The sequence below is a fragment of the Variovorax sp. Root473 genome, from assembly GCF_001426505.1.
Lineage (GTDB): Bacteria > Pseudomonadota > Gammaproteobacteria > Burkholderiales > Burkholderiaceae_C > Variovorax.
In genome coordinates, this window is the sequence record NZ_LMEV01000001.1 from 434,502 (window position 1) to 452,499 (window position 17,998).

At 65.5% G+C, this 17,998-nt stretch carries 17 protein-coding genes; 2 read left to right on the forward strand and 15 right to left on the reverse strand.

Annotation, left to right across the window (positions count from 1 at the left end):
• Position 1 precedes the first annotated feature (1 nt).
• From trbL to ASD34_RS02110, 14 genes are all read right to left on the reverse strand, one after another.
• Positions 2-1,336 carry a P-type conjugative transfer protein TrbL gene (trbL, locus tag ASD34_RS02045; protein ID WP_016452511.1) on the reverse strand — a complete coding sequence of 445 codons (1,335 nt, stop codon included), beginning with the start codon at positions 1,334-1,336 and terminating at the stop codon, positions 2-4.
• 12 nt (positions 1,337-1,348) lie between these two features.
• The gene (gene trbJ, locus ASD34_RS02050) at positions 1,349-2,077 is read right to left on the reverse strand and encodes a P-type conjugative transfer protein TrbJ (protein WP_016452512.1); all 729 of its coding nucleotides are present in this window, start codon (positions 2,075-2,077) and stop codon (positions 1,349-1,351) included.
• Positions 2,074-4,512 (reverse strand): conjugal transfer protein TrbE, encoded by a 2,439-nt coding sequence (trbE, locus tag ASD34_RS02055; RefSeq protein ID WP_016452513.1) that lies wholly within the window; start codon positions 4,510-4,512, stop codon positions 2,074-2,076. Before trbE ends, trbJ begins: the two co-directional genes overlap by 4 nt.
• A gap of 10 nt (positions 4,513-4,522) precedes the next feature.
• Positions 4,523-4,807: a VirB3 family type IV secretion system protein gene (locus ASD34_RS02060; protein WP_016452514.1), complete on the reverse strand. Its 285-nt coding sequence runs from the start codon at positions 4,805-4,807 to the stop codon at positions 4,523-4,525.
• A complete protein-coding gene (locus ASD34_RS02065) occupies positions 4,804-5,196 on the reverse strand; it encodes a TrbC/VirB2 family protein (protein ID WP_016452515.1) in 393 nt (130 codons plus the stop codon). Before ASD34_RS02065 ends, ASD34_RS02060 begins: the two co-directional genes overlap by 4 nt.
• Positions 5,193-6,230: a P-type conjugative transfer ATPase TrbB gene (trbB, locus tag ASD34_RS02070; protein ID WP_016452516.1), complete on the reverse strand. Its 1,038-nt coding sequence runs from the start codon at positions 6,228-6,230 to the stop codon at positions 5,193-5,195. The genes ASD34_RS02065 and trbB overlap by 4 nt, the downstream gene beginning before the upstream one ends.
• Positions 6,227-6,691 carry a hypothetical protein gene (locus ASD34_RS02075; protein WP_016452517.1) on the reverse strand — a complete coding sequence of 155 codons (465 nt, stop codon included), beginning with the start codon at positions 6,689-6,691 and terminating at the stop codon, positions 6,227-6,229. Before ASD34_RS02075 ends, trbB begins: the two co-directional genes overlap by 4 nt.
• Positions 6,688-8,688, reverse strand: coding sequence for a conjugal transfer protein TraG (locus ASD34_RS02080; RefSeq protein ID WP_016452518.1), 2,001 nt, complete (start codon positions 8,686-8,688; stop codon positions 6,688-6,690). Before ASD34_RS02080 ends, ASD34_RS02075 begins: the two co-directional genes overlap by 4 nt.
• A gap of 217 nt (positions 8,689-8,905) precedes the next feature.
• Positions 8,906-9,133, reverse strand: a complete 228-nt coding sequence (locus ASD34_RS02085; RefSeq protein WP_016452519.1) for an EexN family lipoprotein — start codon at positions 9,131-9,133, stop codon at positions 8,906-8,908.
• A gap of 25 nt (positions 9,134-9,158) precedes the next feature.
• Positions 9,159-10,073, reverse strand: coding sequence for a LysR family transcriptional regulator (locus ASD34_RS02090; RefSeq protein ID WP_016452520.1), 915 nt, complete (start codon positions 10,071-10,073; stop codon positions 9,159-9,161).
• A gap of 17 nt (positions 10,074-10,090) precedes the next feature.
• Positions 10,091-11,035: an electron transfer flavoprotein subunit alpha/FixB family protein gene (locus tag ASD34_RS02095; RefSeq protein WP_026382503.1), complete on the reverse strand. Its 945-nt coding sequence runs from the start codon at positions 11,033-11,035 to the stop codon at positions 10,091-10,093.
• A 1-nt stretch (position 11,036) separates the two neighbouring features.
• Entirely contained in the window at positions 11,037-11,786 is a 750-nt protein-coding gene (locus ASD34_RS02100; RefSeq protein WP_026382504.1) for an electron transfer flavoprotein subunit beta/FixA family protein, read from the reverse strand.
• 24 nt (positions 11,787-11,810) lie between these two features.
• Positions 11,811-13,592 carry an acyl-CoA dehydrogenase gene (locus ASD34_RS02105; protein ID WP_016452523.1) on the reverse strand — a complete coding sequence of 594 codons (1,782 nt, stop codon included), beginning with the start codon at positions 13,590-13,592 and terminating at the stop codon, positions 11,811-11,813.
• Between the two features lie 157 nt (positions 13,593-13,749).
• Positions 13,750-14,451 carry a nitroreductase gene (locus ASD34_RS02110; protein ID WP_016452524.1) on the reverse strand — a complete coding sequence of 234 codons (702 nt, stop codon included), beginning with the start codon at positions 14,449-14,451 and terminating at the stop codon, positions 13,750-13,752.
• 294 nt (positions 14,452-14,745) lie between these two features.
• Between ASD34_RS02110 and ASD34_RS02115 the strand changes: the two genes are divergently transcribed.
• Positions 14,746-15,774, forward strand: coding sequence for an AraC family transcriptional regulator (locus tag ASD34_RS02115; RefSeq protein WP_016452525.1), 1,029 nt, complete (start codon positions 14,746-14,748; stop codon positions 15,772-15,774).
• Positions 15,775-15,796: 22 nt separating this feature from the next.
• On the opposite strand, the gene ASD34_RS02120 is transcribed toward ASD34_RS02115, so the two are convergent.
• A complete protein-coding gene (locus tag ASD34_RS02120; protein ID WP_016452526.1) occupies positions 15,797-16,567 on the reverse strand; it encodes an SDR family NAD(P)-dependent oxidoreductase in 771 nt (256 codons plus the stop codon).
• A 286-nt stretch (positions 16,568-16,853) separates the two neighbouring features.
• Here ASD34_RS02120 and ASD34_RS02125 point away from each other — a divergent pair, with 286 nt between their 5' ends.
• Positions 16,854-17,885 (forward strand): helix-turn-helix domain-containing protein, encoded by a 1,032-nt coding sequence (locus ASD34_RS02125; protein ID WP_017405984.1) that lies wholly within the window; start codon positions 16,854-16,856, stop codon positions 17,883-17,885.
• Positions 17,886-17,998: the final 113 nt, after the last annotated feature.

Consider the following 17,998-nt stretch of genomic DNA (forward strand, 5'->3'; position numbering starts at 1 on the left):
ATCAGGAATCGGAATCACGCAGGCTTGGCCCCTGGCTGGAGCTGCCGCCGTCGCCGCCGCGCAGCGTGTGGGCGGCGGTCGTCGCGGCATGGGTGAGTTGCTGCCTGCGGTGCAGGCGCTTGGCCCAGGCGGGTTGTTCGGCAGACGGAGCCGATCCGCTAGCGTCAGGGTCGGCGTGCGCGGCGCCGGAGGCCGGCGCGTCATCGGGCCGAAAGGCCGCCGCCATGCGTTCCTTCATCGACCGCGCCCCATCGGCGACTTTCTGCCCGGCCGCCTGCGCGCCGGTCTTGGCAACATTGCCCACGCCGGCGGCGGCACCCTTCAGGCCGCCACCGGCCGAAGTGGAGCCCGCCTGGTACGTCGACTTGGCGCTGCTGGCGGTCGATGCCATCGAGCGGGCGGCGGCGGGTGCCATGCGTGCCCCGGCCGCCACTGCGCTTCCGACGCCGGTAGCCGCGGCACCGACCGCCACGGCGGTTCCGGCTGCGCCGATGGCAGCACCGGCCATCGCGCCCGCGCCGAGCTGTGGCCCACCGGACACCAAGCCTGTCGCAATGCCCGGCCCAAAGATGCCCAGGGCCAGCATGGACAATGAGGCCAGCATGATGACCAGCGCCTGGTCGATGGACGGCTCGGAACCGGGCGGTATCCTGAATTCGGCGAACAGCCCTGAGCCGATACCCACGACGACGGCGAGCACCAGCACCTTGATGCCCGAGGACACCACGTTGCCCAGCACCTTCTCGGCCATAAACGCTGTCTTGTTCCAGAGGGCAAACGGCACCAGCACGAAGCCCGCCAGCGTGGTCAGCTTGAACTCGATCAACGTGACGAAGAGTTGCACCGCCAGCACGAAGAAGCTGACGATGACCACCAGCCAAGCGAGAAATAGCACGACGATGGGCGCGATGTGGATGAAGACCTCCGGGAAGCCCGCCATCTCCCGGATCTGGTCGAGGATGGGCGCCGCTGCGTCGATACCGGCCTTGGCCAACCGTCCCGGCTGCAGGAAGTTGCCCATGCTCAAGGTCGAGCCGCTGGCCGTCAGGCCCAGCCCGGCGAATGAGCGGAACAGGATGCCCGCCAGGGTGTTGAAATTGCCGATGATGTAGGCGAAGGCACCCACGTACAGCACCTTGCGGATCAGCTTGGCGATCACGTCCTCGCCCTGGCCGGTGGCATGCCCCATCGCCCAGAACAGCCCGGCGAGCGTCATGTCGATGACGATCAACGTTGCGGTCAGGAACGCCACCTCGCCATGCAACAGTCCGAAGCCCGAGTCGATGTAGCGCGAGAAGATGTCGAGGAAGCGGTCAATGACCGAAACGTCGTTCATGGCCTGGCTCCGTCAACGACTGTAGAAATCGACGGACCGCGGCGTGTACGGCGTGCCCTCACCCAGGAAGCGCCGGTTCACCTCGCGGCCCCGCTCCACGGCGGCGGCCTGCCGCGCCAGTTCCAGCGAGCCCGCGCGATCCTGCGTGATCTGCAGCCGCTGCGTTTGGATCGACTGCTTGGCCTGCAGGGCCAGCAACTGGTTCGTGGCCTGCATCGCCTGCAAAGCGCCCACCGCCGATTGGCTCTTGCCCACGAGGTCGGCCAGCACGCCTTCGTCGTCGCTCAGGTTCTGCGATGCCTGAGCCTGCATCTGCATGGTGGTCTGCAGGCCATCGAGCGTGTTCTTCCAGCGTTCCTGCGCGTCGCGGTACATCTGGTTGCCGCTCACGGTGGCGGCGTATTGCTCGGGGTACAGGCGCTGGAATTCCCGATCCAGATTCGTCACGTCATAGGCCAAGCCCTTGGCCTGCGCGATCAGCCGCTGGGTGGTCGCCAGATTGGCGCGCAGCTGGCCGACCACGCTGGATGGCAGACTGGCCAGGTTGCGCGCCTGGTTGATGAGCATCTGCGCTTCGTTCTGGAGCTGCTTGATCTGGTTGTTGATCTGCTCCAGCGTGCGGATCGCGGTCAGCGTGTTCTGCACGAGGTTCGTGGGGTCGATCACGACCCATTGCGCCTGCACGGCGGTAGCGGTGCAAAGCATGGCCGCGACGGCGGCGGCGAGAAGACGCTTTTTCATGATGGGTTCTCCTGGAGATGGGTGGACGGGAACGAGGACAGCAGGTCGGCGGCCCAATTCAGGCCGCGATGGCGCAGCCACGCGGCTACGAACGGGGTGGAAGCGGATGAAGCGGCAGCGAGCACCGCGTCGATGTCGCGCTGGTCTTGCGGCGTGGACGTGCCCGCAAAGGCCAGCGTCGCGGCGCCCAGGTCGAGGTCGAACAGGCGGTTGCCGAGTCGGGATTGGTAGTAGTAGTCGCGCTTGGGCTGCGCGGTCGCCACGATCTCGATCTGGCGCGAGTTCAGCCCGAAGCCTTCGTAGATAACCCTGATCTGCGGCTCGGTCGCCTGTGGGTTGGGCAGGAAGATGCGGCTCGCGCAGCTCTCGATGATTGCGGGCGCGATGCTCGAATCCTTGATGTCCGCCAGGCTCTGCGTGGCGAAGATGACGCTCACGTTCTTCTTGCGCAGCGTCTTGAGCCATTGGCGGATGCGCGCCGCAAACACCGGGTCATCGAGGAACAGCCACGCTTCATCGAGGATCAGCAGCGTGGGCGCACCGTCGAAGCGTTCATCGAAGCGCGCAAAGAGGTAATGCAGCACGGCCATGACGGCGGCCTTGCTGTGCATCAGTTCCTCCATCTCGAAGCACTGCACGGAGCCGGCGCCCAGGCGATCCGAATCCGCATCCAGCAGCTTGCCGTGGGCGCCGCCCAGCACGTACGGCGCGAGCGCCTGGCGCAGCGCATTCGATTGCAGCAGCACCGACAGGCCGGTCATCGTGCGCTGCTCCACCGGCGCACCGGCGAGACTGCCGAGCGCCGACCAGATGGCGGCCTTCTCTTCGGGGCCGACGGCTACACCCTCATGCCGCAAGCGCCCTTCGATCCATTCGGCGGCCCAGGTGCGGTAGCCCTCGCGGTCGATGCGGGCGAGAGGCTGAAACGCGATCTCGCCATCCATCCCGAGGTCGTAGTGCTCGCCACCCAGCCCGAGGATGGTGGCGCGCATCGAGCGTCCCATGTCGAAGGCAAAGATGCGCGAGCCGCGATAGCGCCGAAACTGCATCGCCAATGTGGCGAGCAGCACCGACTTGCCCATGCCCGTAGGACCAGCCACCAGCGTGTGGCCCACGTCGCCGATGTGCGTCACCAGCCGGAACGGCGTCGCGCCCTCAGTGCGCGTGACGATCAGCGGCGGGCCGTCGAGGTGCGCGTTCTTCTCCGGCCCGGCCCATACCGCCGACACCGGCATCAGGTGCGCCAGGTTCAACGTGGAGACAATGGGCTGGCGCACGTTCGCGTAGGCATGACCCGGAATGGACGACAGCCACGCATCCACGGCGTTGAGCGTTTCGGGGATGGTGACGAAGCCACGCCCCTGGATGACGCGCTCCACCCTGCGCAGCTTCTCGTCGGCCACGGCGGCATCCGCGTCCATGACGGTGACGGTCGCTGTCACGTAGCCGAAGGCCACTTGATCGCTGCCCAGCTCCTGCAAGGCGGCATCGGCATCGGTGGCCTTGTTGCTGGCGTCGGTATCGACCAGCGGGCTTTCTTGCTGGAAGATCGTCTCGCGCAGCAGCGCGATGACGTTCTTGCGCTTGGCGAACCACTGGCGGCGCAAGCGCCCCAACTCCCGTTCCGCCTCGGATTTGTCGAGGCACAGAAAGCGCGTGCTCCAGCGATACCCAAATCCCAGGCGGTTGAGGTCGTCCAGAATCCCCGGCCAGGTCGAGGTCGGGAAACCGCGCACCGTCGCCACGCGCAGATGCTGGTCGCCCAGCATCGGTGCCAGGCCGCCGATCAGCGGCGCGTCGGCTAGCAGAGCGTCGAGGTGGAATGGCACCTCGGGCACGCCCACGCGGTAACGCCGCGTTGAAACGGTGGCATGCAGGTAGGTCAGCGTCTGGCTGTCATCGAGCCAGACGATCTCCGGCATCACGCCATCGAGCAGGTCAAAGATGCGATCCGTCTCCGCGACGAAGGCAGTTAGGCGCTCGCGCCAATCCACGCCTTCGGTGGGTCGGTTCTCATAGAGCAGCCCTGCTGCGCGGGCGCGCGACTCCTCGGCCGGCAGGTACACCAGCGTGAGGTGGTAGCCACTCTCGAAATGGTTGCCCGAGTCCTCGAAGGCGGCGCGGCGCTCCTCGTCCACCAGCCAGGACAGCGGCTCAGGAAACTCCGAGTGCGGGTAGCTGGCCGCGGGCCGGCGCTCGGCTTCGATGAACAGCGCCCAGCCCGAGCTCAGGCGGCGCAGCGCGTTGTTCAGCCGCGCCGACGTGGAGATCAACTCGCCCTGCGTCGCGCTGTCGAGGTCAGGCCCCCGAAAGCGCGCCGTGCGCTGGAAGGCGCCATCCTTGTTCAGCACGACGCCCGGCGCGATCAGCCCGGCCCAAGGCAGCCAGTCGGCCAGCAGCGCCGGCCGCTGGCGGTATTCGGCAAGGTTCAGCATGGCATTCCCCTCACACGTCCAGCAGCGGCCGGTGCTTGATGTGGCGCGCGAAGACCTGCATGAACTGCGGATCGACACGCGCACCCCAGACCGCCAGCGCATGGCCGGCGATCCAGAGCACCACGCCCGGAATCCACAGTTGCAGGCCCAAGCCCACGGCGGCGGCCAAGGTGCCATTGGCAATCGCCACTGTGCGCGGCGCGCCGCCCAGCAGGATCGGCTCGGTCAGCGAGCGATGCAGGGGCACCTCGAAACCTGGAGCGAACCCCTGCACGCCATCGTGGGCCGCGTTCATACGACGGCCCCGCCCGAGAAGCTGAAGAACGACAGGAAGAACGAGGACGCGGCAAACGCGATCGACAGACCGAAGACGATCTGGATCAGCTTGCGGAACCCGCCCGAGGTATCGCCGAAGGCCAGCGCCAGGCCCGTGGCGATGATGATGATGACCGCGATGATCCGGGCCACCGGACCCTGGATCGACTCCAGGATGGATTGCAGCGGCCCCTCCCAGGGCATCGAGGAACCTGCGGCCTGCGCGGTGCCTGCGAGCAGCAGCATCAGCGCCGCGAGCATCAGACCCTGCAGGGCCGGGCGCGCCAAGCCATCCAGCCGCGCGGGGTGGCAGCGCAGGGCAAGCGGGTTTACAGAAATACGGAAAGCAGGAACGATCATCTGCGTCATGGCAGTTCTCCAGGTTGATCAGGGGACACGGAAGAAAGGTCGGACTGCGGCAGCAGCTCCGGGAATGGAGCCTCCAGCGCATCCGCCAGTTGGTAGCCCGAGCCGTCGAAGCCGACGACCCGAGCGATGCTCTCGATGCGGCGCTTGCGTCCGCGCCCGGCAATGTGGATGACCACGTTGACCGCTTCCGCGATCAGCGCACGGGGCGGGTTCACCGCCACTTCGAGAATCAGTTGCTCCAGGCGCAGCAGCGCGCCCAGCGCGGAGCCGGCGTGGATCGTGGCGATGCCGCCGGGGTGGCCGGTGCCCCAGACCTTGATGAGATCCAGTGCCTCGGCGCCGCGCACCTCGCCGACGACCACACGATCCGGGCGCAGGCGCATGGACGAACGCACCAGCTCGGTCATGGACACGACGCCCTGGCGCGTGCGCAGCGGTACGTGATCGCGCGCCGCGCATTGCAGCTCCACCGTGTCTTCGAGCACCAGCACGCGGTCGCCCGTGGCGGCGATTTCGGCCAGCAGCGCATTCGCCAAGGTGGTCTTGCCGGTGCTGGTGCCGCCCGCGATCAGGATGTTCTGGCGCTCGCGCACGGCGCGCACCAGCAAACCAGCCTGTGCGGCGGTCATCATCCCGTCCTCGATGTAGCGCGACAGCGGGATCACACCAAAGGCACGCTTGCGCAAGGCGAAGGCTGGCCCCGGTGCAGCGGGCGGCAGGATGCCCTCGAAGCGTTCGCCGGTCTCGGGCAGCTCTGCCGTCAAAAGCGGCTGGCCGCGATGCACCTCGGCGCCGACGTGGGCGGCCACGAGACGGATGATGCGTTCGCCATCAGCCTCGGACAGCTCCTCGCCCATCGGGGCGCGGCCCGTGGACAGACGATCCACCCAGAGCGTGCGGTCGGGGTTGAGCATGATTTCCACCACGTCCGGGTCTTCGAGCGCGGCGGCGATCAGCGGCCCCATGGCCGTGCGTAGCATCTGAATGCGGCGATCCAGCGAGGTGGCCGTGAAGGAGGAAAGAACGGCGCTCATAAGGCACGCTCCTGGGCATCTGCAGCGGCCGCCGCGCCCTCCGATCGCGTCGGATCGGGGTGCAGTTCCTCCACCACATCCCGCACCAGGCTGCGCCCGCGCAGCAAATGCCGTCCGAGCTGTTCGACGAACTGCTCGAAGCGGGCCTTGCCCTGGGCGCGAGCGGCGTCCTGATGGGCCTCGGGCACGGGCGTGCTCACAGTGAGGAAATAGCGGATGAACAGCGCCAATGTTTCGATGGCAATGTTCTGGTCGCGCTCCAGACGCTCGGCGTGGCGCGACAGGCGATCCAGTCGCTTGGCAATCGCCGCCTCGCGCTGGTCGGCCGCATCGGGCGACAGCCAGGAGGCCAGGGCCGCCGCGACGATGCTGGACTTGGACACGCCCTTCTTGGCGGCCAGTTCATCGAGCCGCTTGCTGTGCTCCGGCTGGATGAACACATTGAGGCGGTGTTGGGTCATAGGTCGATTCCGTCGTCAGGGTCAAGGGAAGCCAGCCGGGCCGTGCGCTGCAGGGCCGGGTCGAGCTGGCGAGGAAGGGGAAGCTGCATGTCATCGTCATCGAGCAGCCCGAGGTCGGCTGCAGGCGCAGCCAGGTCGGGGTCGTAGGCGGCGGCTTCGGAGAGTTCGGGTTGGCGACGCGGGCCGCCGTCGTCAGCGGCAGAGGGGAAGCCTTCAACGGCTTCGGTTGCAGGCGCCACCGGAACGGGAGGAACCGTCAGCCCGCTCCAGTCGTCGGGCCGTAAGGGAGGCACGTCGGCGTAGCGCCCCGCAACGAGTACAGGAGGCGGCAGCACGCGCCGCTGGAAGTTCGCGTCAGAGTAGTAGCGCAGCTTCTTGGCCTTGATCGGCGCGACGCTGGAAACCATCACCACCGCCTCATCGGGCGGCAGCTGCATCACCTCGCCCGGCGTGAGCAGCGGGCGGGCGGTTTCTTGTCTCGACACCATTAGGTGCCCCAGCCACGGTGCGAGTCGATGTCCCGCGTAGTTGCGCTGCGCGCGCAGCTCGGTAGCGGTGCCAAGGGTTTCGGAAATCCGCTTGGCCGTGCGCTCGTCGTTGGTGGCGAACGTCACGCGCACATGGCAGTTGTCGAGGATGGAATGGTTCTGGCCGTAGGCTTTGTCGATCTGATTGAGCGACTGCGCGATCAGGAAGCTGCGGATGCCGTAGCCCGCCATGAAGGCCAGCGCCGTCTCGAAGAAGTCCAGGCGCCCAAGCGCCGGGAATTCATCGAGCATCAGCAACAGCTTGTGACGGCGCTGGATGCCATCGCTGCCATCGAGTGATTCCGTCAGCCGCCGCCCGATTTGGTTGAGGATCAGGCGGATCAGCGGTTTGGTGCGGCTGATGTCCGAAGGCGGCACCACGAGATACAGCGACACGGGATGCTCGGCCGCGATCAGGTCGGCAATGCGCCAGTCGCAGCGCGAGGTGACTTCGGCCACCGTGGGGTCTCGGTACAGGCCGAGGAATGACATGGCGGTGCTCAACACGCCGGAACGCTCGTTGTCCGATTTGTTCAGGACTTCACGCGCTGCCGATGCCACCACCAGATGCGGTCCATCGCCGATGTGCGGCGTGGTCATCATCCGATGCAGGGTAAGCTCGAAGGGACAGGCCGGGTCGCTGAGGAAGTTGGCGACACCGCGCAGCGTCTTGTCTTCGCCTGCGTAGAGCACATGCAGGATGGCCCCAACCAGCAGCGCATGCGAGGTCTTCTCCCAATGGTTGCGCCGCTCCAGTGCTCCTTCGGGATCGACCAGAATGTCTGCGATGTTCTGCACGTCGCGCACTTCGTGCGCGCCGCGCCTCACCTCCAGCAGCGGGTTGTAGGCCGCCGACTTCGCATCGGTCGGGTTGAACAGCAGGCAGTGCGAGAAGCGCGAGCGCCAGCCAGCGGTGATGCTCCAGTTCTCGCCCTTGATGTCGTGAATGACGGCCGATGCGGGCCAGCTCAACAAGGTGGGCACCACTAGGCCCACGCCCTTGCCCGAGCGGGTAGGCGCGAAGGTCAGAACATGCTCCGGGCCTTCGTGCCGCAGGTACTGCTGGCGATGCAGGCCAAGGAATACGCCCGCAGACCGGTCAAGACTCGCCTTGTGGATGTCCTCCGCATTGGCCCAGCGCGCCGTGCCGTAGGTCGTGACCAGCTTGGACTGGCGCGAGCGCCAGATCGACATGCCGACGGCAACCACCACCGCGATCAGGCCGCTGCCTGCGGCAATGGCACCGCCCACGTCGAATACATGCGGCGCGTAGGCGTCGAAGAAGAACCACCACTCGAACAGGCGCCAGGGGTGATAGACCGGCGTGCCGAGGAAATCGAACCAGGGCGAACCCAGGCGTAGCTGGTAGCCCAGCGCCGCTGCTGTCCATTGCGTGGCGCTCCATACGCCAGCGATCACGATGCCGAAGACAACGGCAATCTGACCGAACAGCACGTTCGTTCCTTGCATTGGCCAACCTCCCGCTACGGCACAGGGACATGCCGTAGTGCCGAGGATCAAGGCGAGCGTGCAGGTCGGTCAAAGACCGTTATAGCGGGGATTCAGGCCAAAATGGCCAGACTTCTTGCTGTGGCGAAGGCAATAAAAATGCCGCATGCGCGAGCGCGCTGCGGCGTGATGAGGTAACAGCAAGAACTCTGTCGCGGCCAGGCGACGGCGCGGGGCGCTATTTGGATTGCTGTTCCGGCCGATCGCCGAAGAAACGCCGGTTGGCGGCTTCGGCCGCACGGCGGCAGAGTTCTTCTCCTGCCTTCGCGCGGTCTTCCTTGCACAGGCGCTGGACTTCTTTGAGGCGCTCGGGATGGGCAACGAGGAAGTCCACGGTTTCCGTCGGTTGGGATGGTCCACAGCCCGTCAGTGCGGCAACCATCAGCAGCGGCAGGAATCGGGTCATGGCTTGGGTCCTTTCAGCAGGTGGATCAGGAGTCCTCGGCGGCGCTGGAGCCATCCGCCGAATCAATGGAGGCCACTCGTTCGATGAACCGGGCCAGCATTTCGGAGGGCTCCACGTCACGGTGCAGCAGATACGTGGCCAGCATCTGCGGCTTGCCCGCCAAGCGCCGGGCCACAACACCTGGCCCACGGCCGGATGCAATGTGCGCGGCGCCCGCCAAACCGAGCGCCAATCCGGCTGAGACCAAGGTCATCATCACCTCATAGGACGCCACGCGCTGGGCGATCAGTGGCTGTTGCTCGTAGCGCTGCAAAACGCGATCAACTTGGCGTGCATGGCCTTCGCATATCGCCGGATCGCATAGCGCCAGCGGATAGCGCAACACTTCTTCCAACGGCACGTGCTTGTGGGCCAGAACAGGATGGCGAGCTGGGACCGCCACCATCAGTTCGTCTTCCCATGCAGGCCTGACCACAATGCCGTCGCCCACCTCTTCGGCCATCGAAAAGCCGACGTCATACAGGTCATCGTGCAGACCCTTGATCTGTTGATCCAACGGCACCTCAAATAGCCGAACATCAATCTCTGGATCTTCCGCTCGGCACTGTGCCAGCAGCGTCGGCATTCGCGAGGGCGTGATGCCATCGGACAAAGCGATGCGCAACTGTCGCTGAAACCCACTGGCGGCGGACTTGACGCCGTCACACGCCTGTTTCAGAGCTTCGAAGATTCGCGGCACCCGCTCCAGGAATGCCATTCCGGCAAAGGTCAGGCGGGTGCTTCGCGTGGTTCGCGTGAACAGTTGCGCCCCGAGCTCTTCCTCTATCTCCTTGATGGTGCGCGACAAAGGGGACTGATCGATGTGCAGCTTTTCCGCTGCGCGGCCGAAGTGAAGTTCTTCGGCCACCGCTATAAAGCAACGTAAATGCCGAAGCTCCATGGTGTATCTCATCCAATTTAAAAGGCCTTGACGAATTCCGGCACAACTGCGAAAAGGTCCGCCTCCAGCCCGTAGTCGGCCACGCTGAAGATCGGGGCCTCGGGGTCCTTGTTGATCGCCACGATCACCTTGGAGTCCTTCATGCCGGCCAGGTGCTGGATGGCGCCCGAGATGCCGGCGGCAATGTACAACTGCGGCGCGACGATCTTGCCCGTCTGGCCCACTTGCAGGTCGTTGGGGGCGTAGCCCGCATCCACGGCAGCACGGCTGGCGCCGATGGCAGCGCCCAGCTTGTCGGCCAGGGGGGTGATGACTTCGTCGAACTTTTCCTTGCTGCCCAGCGCACGGCCACCAGACACGATGATCTTGGCGGCGGTGAGTTCGGGGCGGTCGCTCTTGGCGATCTCGCTGCCCACGTAGCTGCTCTTGCCAGCGTCGGCGGCCGCAGCAGCGGTTTCGACAGCGGCGCTGCCACCCGTGGCGGCGGCGGCGTCAAAGCCGGTGGTGCGCACGGTGATGACCTTCACGGCATCAGCAGACTGCACGGTGGCGATGGCGTTGCCGGCGTAGATGGGGCGCTCGAAGGTATCGGCGGAGATGACCTTGGTGATGTCGCTGATCTGGGCGACGTCGAGCTTGGCAGCCACGCGCGGGGCCACGTTCTTGCCGCTGGCGGTGGCGGGGAACAGGATGTGGCTGTAGTTGCCGGCACCACTGCCATGGAGTGCCAGCACCTGGGCGGCCACGTTCTCGGCGAGGCCGTGGGCCAGGCTGGCGCCGTCGGCGTGGATGACCTTGGCAACGCCGGCGATCTGGCTGGCTTGCTGTGCGGCAGCGCCGGCGTTGTGGCCGGCCACCAGCACGTGCACGTCGCCGCCGCAGGCTGCGGCGGCCGTCACGGTGTTGAGCGTCGCGCCCTTGATGGTCGCGTTGTCGTGTTCAGCGATTACGAGTACGGTCATGTCAGATCACCTTCGCTTCGTTCTTGAGTTTCTCGACCAGGGCGGCCACGTCGGCCACCTTCACGCCGGCGCCGCGCTTGGCGGGTTCGCTGACCTTCAAGTTCTTCAGGCGCGGGGCCACGTCCACGCCGAGGTCTTCGGGCTTGACGGTGTCCAGCGGCTTTTTCTTGGCCTTCATGATGTTGGGCAGCGTGACGTAGCGCGGCTCGTTCAGGCGCAGGTCGGCGGTGATGACGGCGGGCAGCGTAAGGCTGAGGGTTTCCAGGCCGCCGTCCACTTCGCGGGTCACGGCTGCCTTGTCGCCGGCGATCTCGACCTTGGAGGCGAAGGTGGCTTGCGGCAGGTCGGCCAGCGCCGCCAGCATCTGGCCGGTCTGGTTGCAGTCGTCGTCGATGGCCTGCTTGCCCAGGATCACGAGGCCGGGCTGTTCATTGTCGATCAGGGCCTTGAGCAGCTTAGCCACGGCCAGCGGCTGCAGTTCTTCATTGGTCTCGACCAGGATGCCGCGGTCGGCACCGATGGCCATGGCGGTGCGCAGCGTCTCCTGGCATTGGGACACGCCGCACGAGACGGCGACGATCTCCGTTGCCGCGCCTTTCTCCTTGAGCCGCACAGCCTCTTCGACGGCAATCTCGTCGAAGGGGTTCATGCTCATTTTGACATTGGCGATGTCCACGCCGCTGCCATCGCTCTGGACGCGGACCTTGACGTTGTAGTCAACCACCCGCTTGACGGGAACCAGGATTTTCATGGGAGGGTTTCCTTTCAGGATCATTCAGAGTTGATCATCCGCCAGGGCCAGCGTGCTGGCGGCGCCGCCCGTGACGATGTCGCGCAACATCGGCGCCTGCACTAGGACATGCGCTGCGTAGTGGCTGGCCGTGGCACGCTTGGCGCCGAGAAAGCCCGCATCGCCAGATCTCGCCGCGAGTTGCGCAGTGGCGGCTTCGGCCATGCGCGCCGACAGCCAGCCGCCGATCACCGTGCCCGCCAGCCGCAAGAAGGGCACGGCGCCCGCCGCGCACTGCGCGGGTTGGTCGTCGTGGGCCAGCAGCCAGTCGGCCGCGTCCCCCAGCGCACGCGCCGAAGCCGCTAACACGCCGCCGATCTGCGCCAGCGCGGCATCGGGCATCTCGGCCAACCGGCGCGCATCGCCGTCGATGCGGCCCAGCAGTGCCTTCAGCGTGCGCCCGCCCTCGCGCGCCAGCTTGCGGCCAATCAGGTCGTTGGCCTGGATGCCCGTCGTGCCTTCGTAGATGGTCGTGATGCGCGCGTCGCGCAAGTGCTGTGAGGCGCCGGTTTCCTCGACGTAACCCATGCCGCCATGCACCTGCACACCATCGGACGTGATGCCCTGTGCGCTGTCGGTGCACCAGCCCTTGACCACCGGGATCAGCAGGCCGACCAGGGCCAGCGCCTGCTCGCGCTCTTGCGCGTCGGCGTGGCCTGCGGCGCGGTCCATCTGGCCGGCGCAGAAATAGGCCAATGCGCGCATGGCCTCGGTGCGGGCCTTCATGTCCATCAGCATGCGCCGCACGTCCGGGTGGCCGGCGATGGTGGTGCTGCCGCTGAGCAGTGGCTTGCCCTGCACCCGCTCCAGCGCGTAGGCGCGTGCGCGCTGGTAGGCGCGCTCGGCGATGCCCACGCCTTCAAGGCCGACGTTCAGCCGCGCATGGTTCATCATCGTGAACATGCAGGCCAGCCCCTGGTTCGGCTCGCCGACCAGGTAGCCGATCGCGCCCCCGCAGTCGCCAAAGCTCATCGACGCCGTGGGGCTGCCGTGGATGCCCATCTTGTGCTCGATGGAGGTGCAGGCCAGGTCGTTGCGTTCGCCCAGGGAGCCGTCGTCGTTGACCAGGTACTTCGGGCACAGGAACAGCGAGATGCCTTTCACGCCGGGCGGTGCATCGGGCAGGCGCGCCAGCACGAGGTGGACGATGTTCTCGGCCATGTCGTGCTCGCCCCAGGTGATGAAGATCTTGTTTCCGCTGACGCGGTAATGGTCGCCTTCGGGCACGGCGCGACTGCGCAGCGCGGCCAAGTCGGAGCCTGCTTGGGGCTCGGTGAGGTTCATGGTGCCGGTCCAGCGGCCCGCGACCATGGGCTCCAGGAAGCGGCGCTTGAGTGCGTCGCTGCCATGGTGCGCAATGGCTTCCACCGCGCCCAGCGTGAGCATCTGGCACAGGCTGAACGCGAGGTTGGACGACTTCCACATCTCCAGCACGGCTGTGGACACCAGCGTGGGCAGGCCCTGGCCGCCCCATTCGGTGGCAGCGGGCATGCCGTTCCAGCCGTTCTCGCAGAAGCTGGCCCAGGCTTCGCGAAAGCCATCGGCTGGCGTGACCTGGCCGTCGTGCCAGCGCGCGCCCTGCACGTCGCCGGTGCGGTTCAGCGGATCAAGCACGCCGGTGGCGTAGTGGGCAGCCTCCTGCAGGATGGCCTCGACCAGGTCGGGCGTGGTTTCTTCATGGCCCGGCTGGGCACAGATCGCATCCAGGCCTCCGACTTCCTTCATCGTGAACAGCATGTCGCGCAAGGGCGCGGCGTAGGTAGACATTGCTTACTCCTCTTTGTGGGTTCAACCCGTCTGCCCCATAGGGCATACATCCATGCATGACCCTACCCACCAGGACAAGGCCCGGTCGATCAACCGCTTCAGGGCGGCTGAATTTCTCAGGCGGCTTACGACGCGATTAGTTGGTATGACAAGATTTCTAGAAGCCGCTGAAGCGTGTGAAGTTCTCGACCGGCTCACGCTCGGTGCGCACGCGGTTCACCACGGCCGCCGGGTCGGCATAGCCCAGTGCCATGCCGCACAGGACCATCTGCCCGTCCGGGATTTGCAGGGCTTCAGCCAGAAGGCGCGGGTAAAGGGTCCACGCCATCTGCGAACAGGTATCCAGGCCTCGTGCGCGGGCCGCCAGCATGATGTTCTGTAAGAACATCCCGTAGTCCACCCAACTGCTCTGCACCATGCGCCGGTCCAAGGTGAAGATCAAACCGACCGGCGCATCGAAGAAGGCAAAGTTGCGTGCATGTTGAGCGCGCATGGCATCCGTATCTCCCTTGGAGATTCCGACTGCGGCATAAAGAGCGAAACCGCACCGACGCCGCCTGGTCAGGTAGGGCTCGAAGAACTCGGCCGGGTAGATGTCGTATTCGGACTGGTGCTCTCCCTCTTCATGGTGAAAGGCGTGCAATACACGGTCGCATAGGCGCTTCCTCGCCTCGCCCGCCACGGCAATGACATGCCACGGCTGGGTGTTGGTGCCACTGGGCGCGCTGGCTGCCACCGACAGAATCTGGGCCACCGCTTCTTGCGACACCGGGGTCGGCAGAAAGGCGCGCACGGAACGACGTTCGCGCATCACCGCATCAATCAGCATGTTGCGCAAAGGCACGGCGCAGACAGACATTCACTCTCTCCTGGTTGCTGGGCTATTCGGGTGAGCACACCGACATGCCGTTGCCGAAGAAGCATTCATGCGAATGCATCGATGCCGAACGTCCACGGGTCGTCCCTGGGTGTGCTACCAAGCGGTATTCTGGGCACTCGGCACATACGCGTCTTGCCCGCCAGTGCATGGCGAGTTGACTTTGTATGCACAAGGCAAAATCCGGTTGACCGCAGCCGGACGCTACATCGTTAGCGGGCCGTTTTCTTGGTGTAATTTCGGATTCAGCGCCAGCTATCGTTGCTCCCTTTGACCATGTTGAAACCCGTCGTCACTGTTCCTGTTTTTGCCGTGCATGGCCTGCTCGACGGCGCGCGCAGCAAAGGACTGGCCACCGAGTCCTGGCTGGATGGCGTTCTGGCGCAGGCCCGCATCGCCGAGTCGCTGCTGCATCTGGAGCAGTCGCGTGTGACCATAGAGCAATACATCGCACTCTTCAGTGCCGTGAAGAACAGCTTGGACGACGAATGCCTAGGCCATCTACACGGTCGGCCGTTGCGCTGCGGCAGCTTTGCGCTGATGGCTCGCTCTACGCTCGGGGCCAAGACGCTGGCAGCCGCCTTGCAGCGCGTGAGTGCATCCTTCGCCCTGCTGCAGGACGACGTGGCGCTTGTGCCCGTCTCTGATGGCTTGCTCAAGGGTGCTGCTCTGGACGTGCGCCACGCCCTGGGCAAACATTCAGACTTCCTGCACGGGCTGCTGTTGCGCGTTTTCTGGCGTCTGCTGGTATGGCTGCACGGCGGCCGACTGGTGCCCAGAGGGCTCGATTTTGCCTTCGAGCCACCGCCGCGTGCCGCAGACTATGCCCAAATCTTCTCGGGCACGTTGCGGTTCGGGCAGGCGCGGTCGGCGGTCTGGTTCGAGGCATCCGCATTCACGCAGCCGATGCGCCGTGACACCGCCGCGCTCCAGACCTTTTTGCGTGCCACACCGGGCAACCTGATCGGCCCGCGTCTAATCGAGCGGACAGCCAGCGCGCGGGTGCGCGCGCTATTGCAGCAAGCGTGCCCGGAGTGGCCCGATCTGACTGTCGCCGCGCAGCGCTTGCACATGTCGGTCAGCGCACTGCAGCGGCATCTGGCCGTGGAGGGCAAGTCCTTTCAGGTGCTGAAGGACGAGTTACGGCGCGACATGGCGATCGTTCGGTTGACCAGCACCGATGCCGCGCTGAGCGCCATCGCCGCCGAGTTGGGGTTCGCCGACGGCACCGCCTTCCAGCGGGCCTTCAAGTCATGGACCGGCAGCACGCCAGGCGTCTATCGTTCGCGCACCCAAAAAACGTAGCGCTGCTTCGACGCGGTCGCACTCAAAGCGACGAGCACAGATGCCCGCCATCCACTGGCACGCAGGCGCCGGTCATCCACGACCCGGCCTCGGTCGCGAACAGCAGGAACAGACCGTTGAGCTCCTCCGGCTTACCCAGGCGGCGCATCGGGATGCGCTTGATAAGCGCCTTGCCATGGTCGGTATCCCACATGGCATCGGTCATCTCGGTGTCGATGTAGCCCGGCTCGATGGCATTGACGCGAATGCCGTGGCGCGCCCATTCGAGCGCCAGGCTCTTGGTCATGTGCACGACTGCAGCCTTGGACGTGGCATACAGCATGGCGCCCGGCATCACGCGTTCGCCCAGGATCGATGCGATGTTGATGACTGAGCCTCCCCGCCCCGCATCCACCCAGCGCTGCGCGGCACGCGCGGCCACCAGCCACACGCCGCGCACGTTGGTCTCCATCAGCGAGTCGAAGTCGGACACAGGCAGCGTGAGCGACAAGGCGTCGTTGGAAGCCCCGGCGTTGTTAACCACCACGTCGAGGATGGTGCCCGAGGCGTCTATCTCGGCGAAGGCGTCGTCGATGGACTGCTCGGAAGCCACATCCATTTCCAGCACCGTGACCTGAGGCGAACCGAGCTTTTCGAGTTCCTGGGCGAGTTTGTCGAGCCGCGCCTTGCGCCGCGCCCCAATCACTACCTTGGCCTTGCAACCAGCAGCCAGCCGAGCGAAGTTCTCGCCCAGGCCCGACGAGGCCCCCGTGACCAGCACCCGCTTGCCTGCCAGCATTGCACCCAGATCCATCATCGTCTCCTTGCATCTTCAGTTCGCCGTCGATGCCGGGAGGTTAGCGCAGGGCCGCTCGGCTGCGGGGTTGCCTCGCTCCCCCATCCGTCGAAAGAGGTGCCTTGTCAGTTGATCGAGACCATCCGTCATTGCCGCGCCAAGCACCGCTGCCTACGATTGCCTGTATGCCTTGGGTACCCTGAGCGCCGCACGAAAGCACGCCACGGTGTCGACGCTCCGGTCCCGATGGGCTGCGGCGTCTGGGGGCAGATTCAGGAGACGACAAGTGCTGCAACAGTCACCCATGGAATGGTCCATCGACCATGCGCCCATCGAGGGCAGGATAGATGCGACGGAAGCGATCCTCAAGGACTCCTTCCAGCGCTGGAGTCTTTCCTCCCCGGCGAAGCCTGCTGCATTCCAGGCGAAGTTGCGGCGACACGAACTCGCCGGAGCCTCCTTGGTATGCACCGTGACCGGTGCTTGCGTCGAGCAGTCTCCTCCTGGACATTCGTCATTCGACGATGAGTTCTGCCTGGGGCTGCAGCTGAACCTGAGCGGCCGAGTACAGTTGCAGCAGTGGGACACGCCAATCTGCGAGGGCGACATGTTCCTCTGGCGTACCGATCAGCGGCAAGACTATGAGGTGCTGGAACGAACCCACAGCGTGTCGTTGATGATTCCCTGGCAGCTCATGCGCGAGCATCTACCGGGCCGCAAGCAGCCGCCCGCAGCCTGCCGCATTGACAGTCACACAGGCGTGGGCTCACTGCTCAGCCAACACCTGATGGGGTTGGCAAAGGAGATCGGCGCCGTGCCGCCCTCCGCCCACGTCGCCCTTTGCCGCACGGTGATCGGGCTTCTGGACATTGCGCTGCCAGAGCCGGAGAGCGCCACTCGATTCACGGCCATGGCCGCGTTGCGCGAACGAGTACTTGCCTACATCGCCCAGCATTTTCAAGAGGATGACCTGAGTCCGGCACGCATCGCCGCGGCGCACGGTATTTCACTGCGTTACCTTCATGCGCTGTTTGCGCAGGGCGATACCACGGTGGTCGGCCACATCCTGGAAAGCCGATTGCAAGCGTGCTGGCGGACACTCGTTGACCCGGTCTGCCGGCATCTGCAGGTCTCGGCGATCGCCTTTCACTGGGGCTTCAACTCCACCAGCCATTTCTGCCGCGCATTCAAACAACGCTTTGGAGTGTCGCCCAGCGATGCACGCGGCATGACTGCTCACGGCTCCGCCATCGGCCCGGTCGAGTCAGCCGGGCTTTCCCTTGCACACGCAAAGTCAACTTGCCATGCACTGGCGGGCAAGACGCGCACGGGCTGAATGCCGACCATATGCCCTGGACAGACTGAGAACGCAGAGATTCGACGCTTCGCCCGCCCCGTTGTGGGTATGCGGGCATGACCCGGGGCCGCATCGCTGGCCAAGTTTTCAAA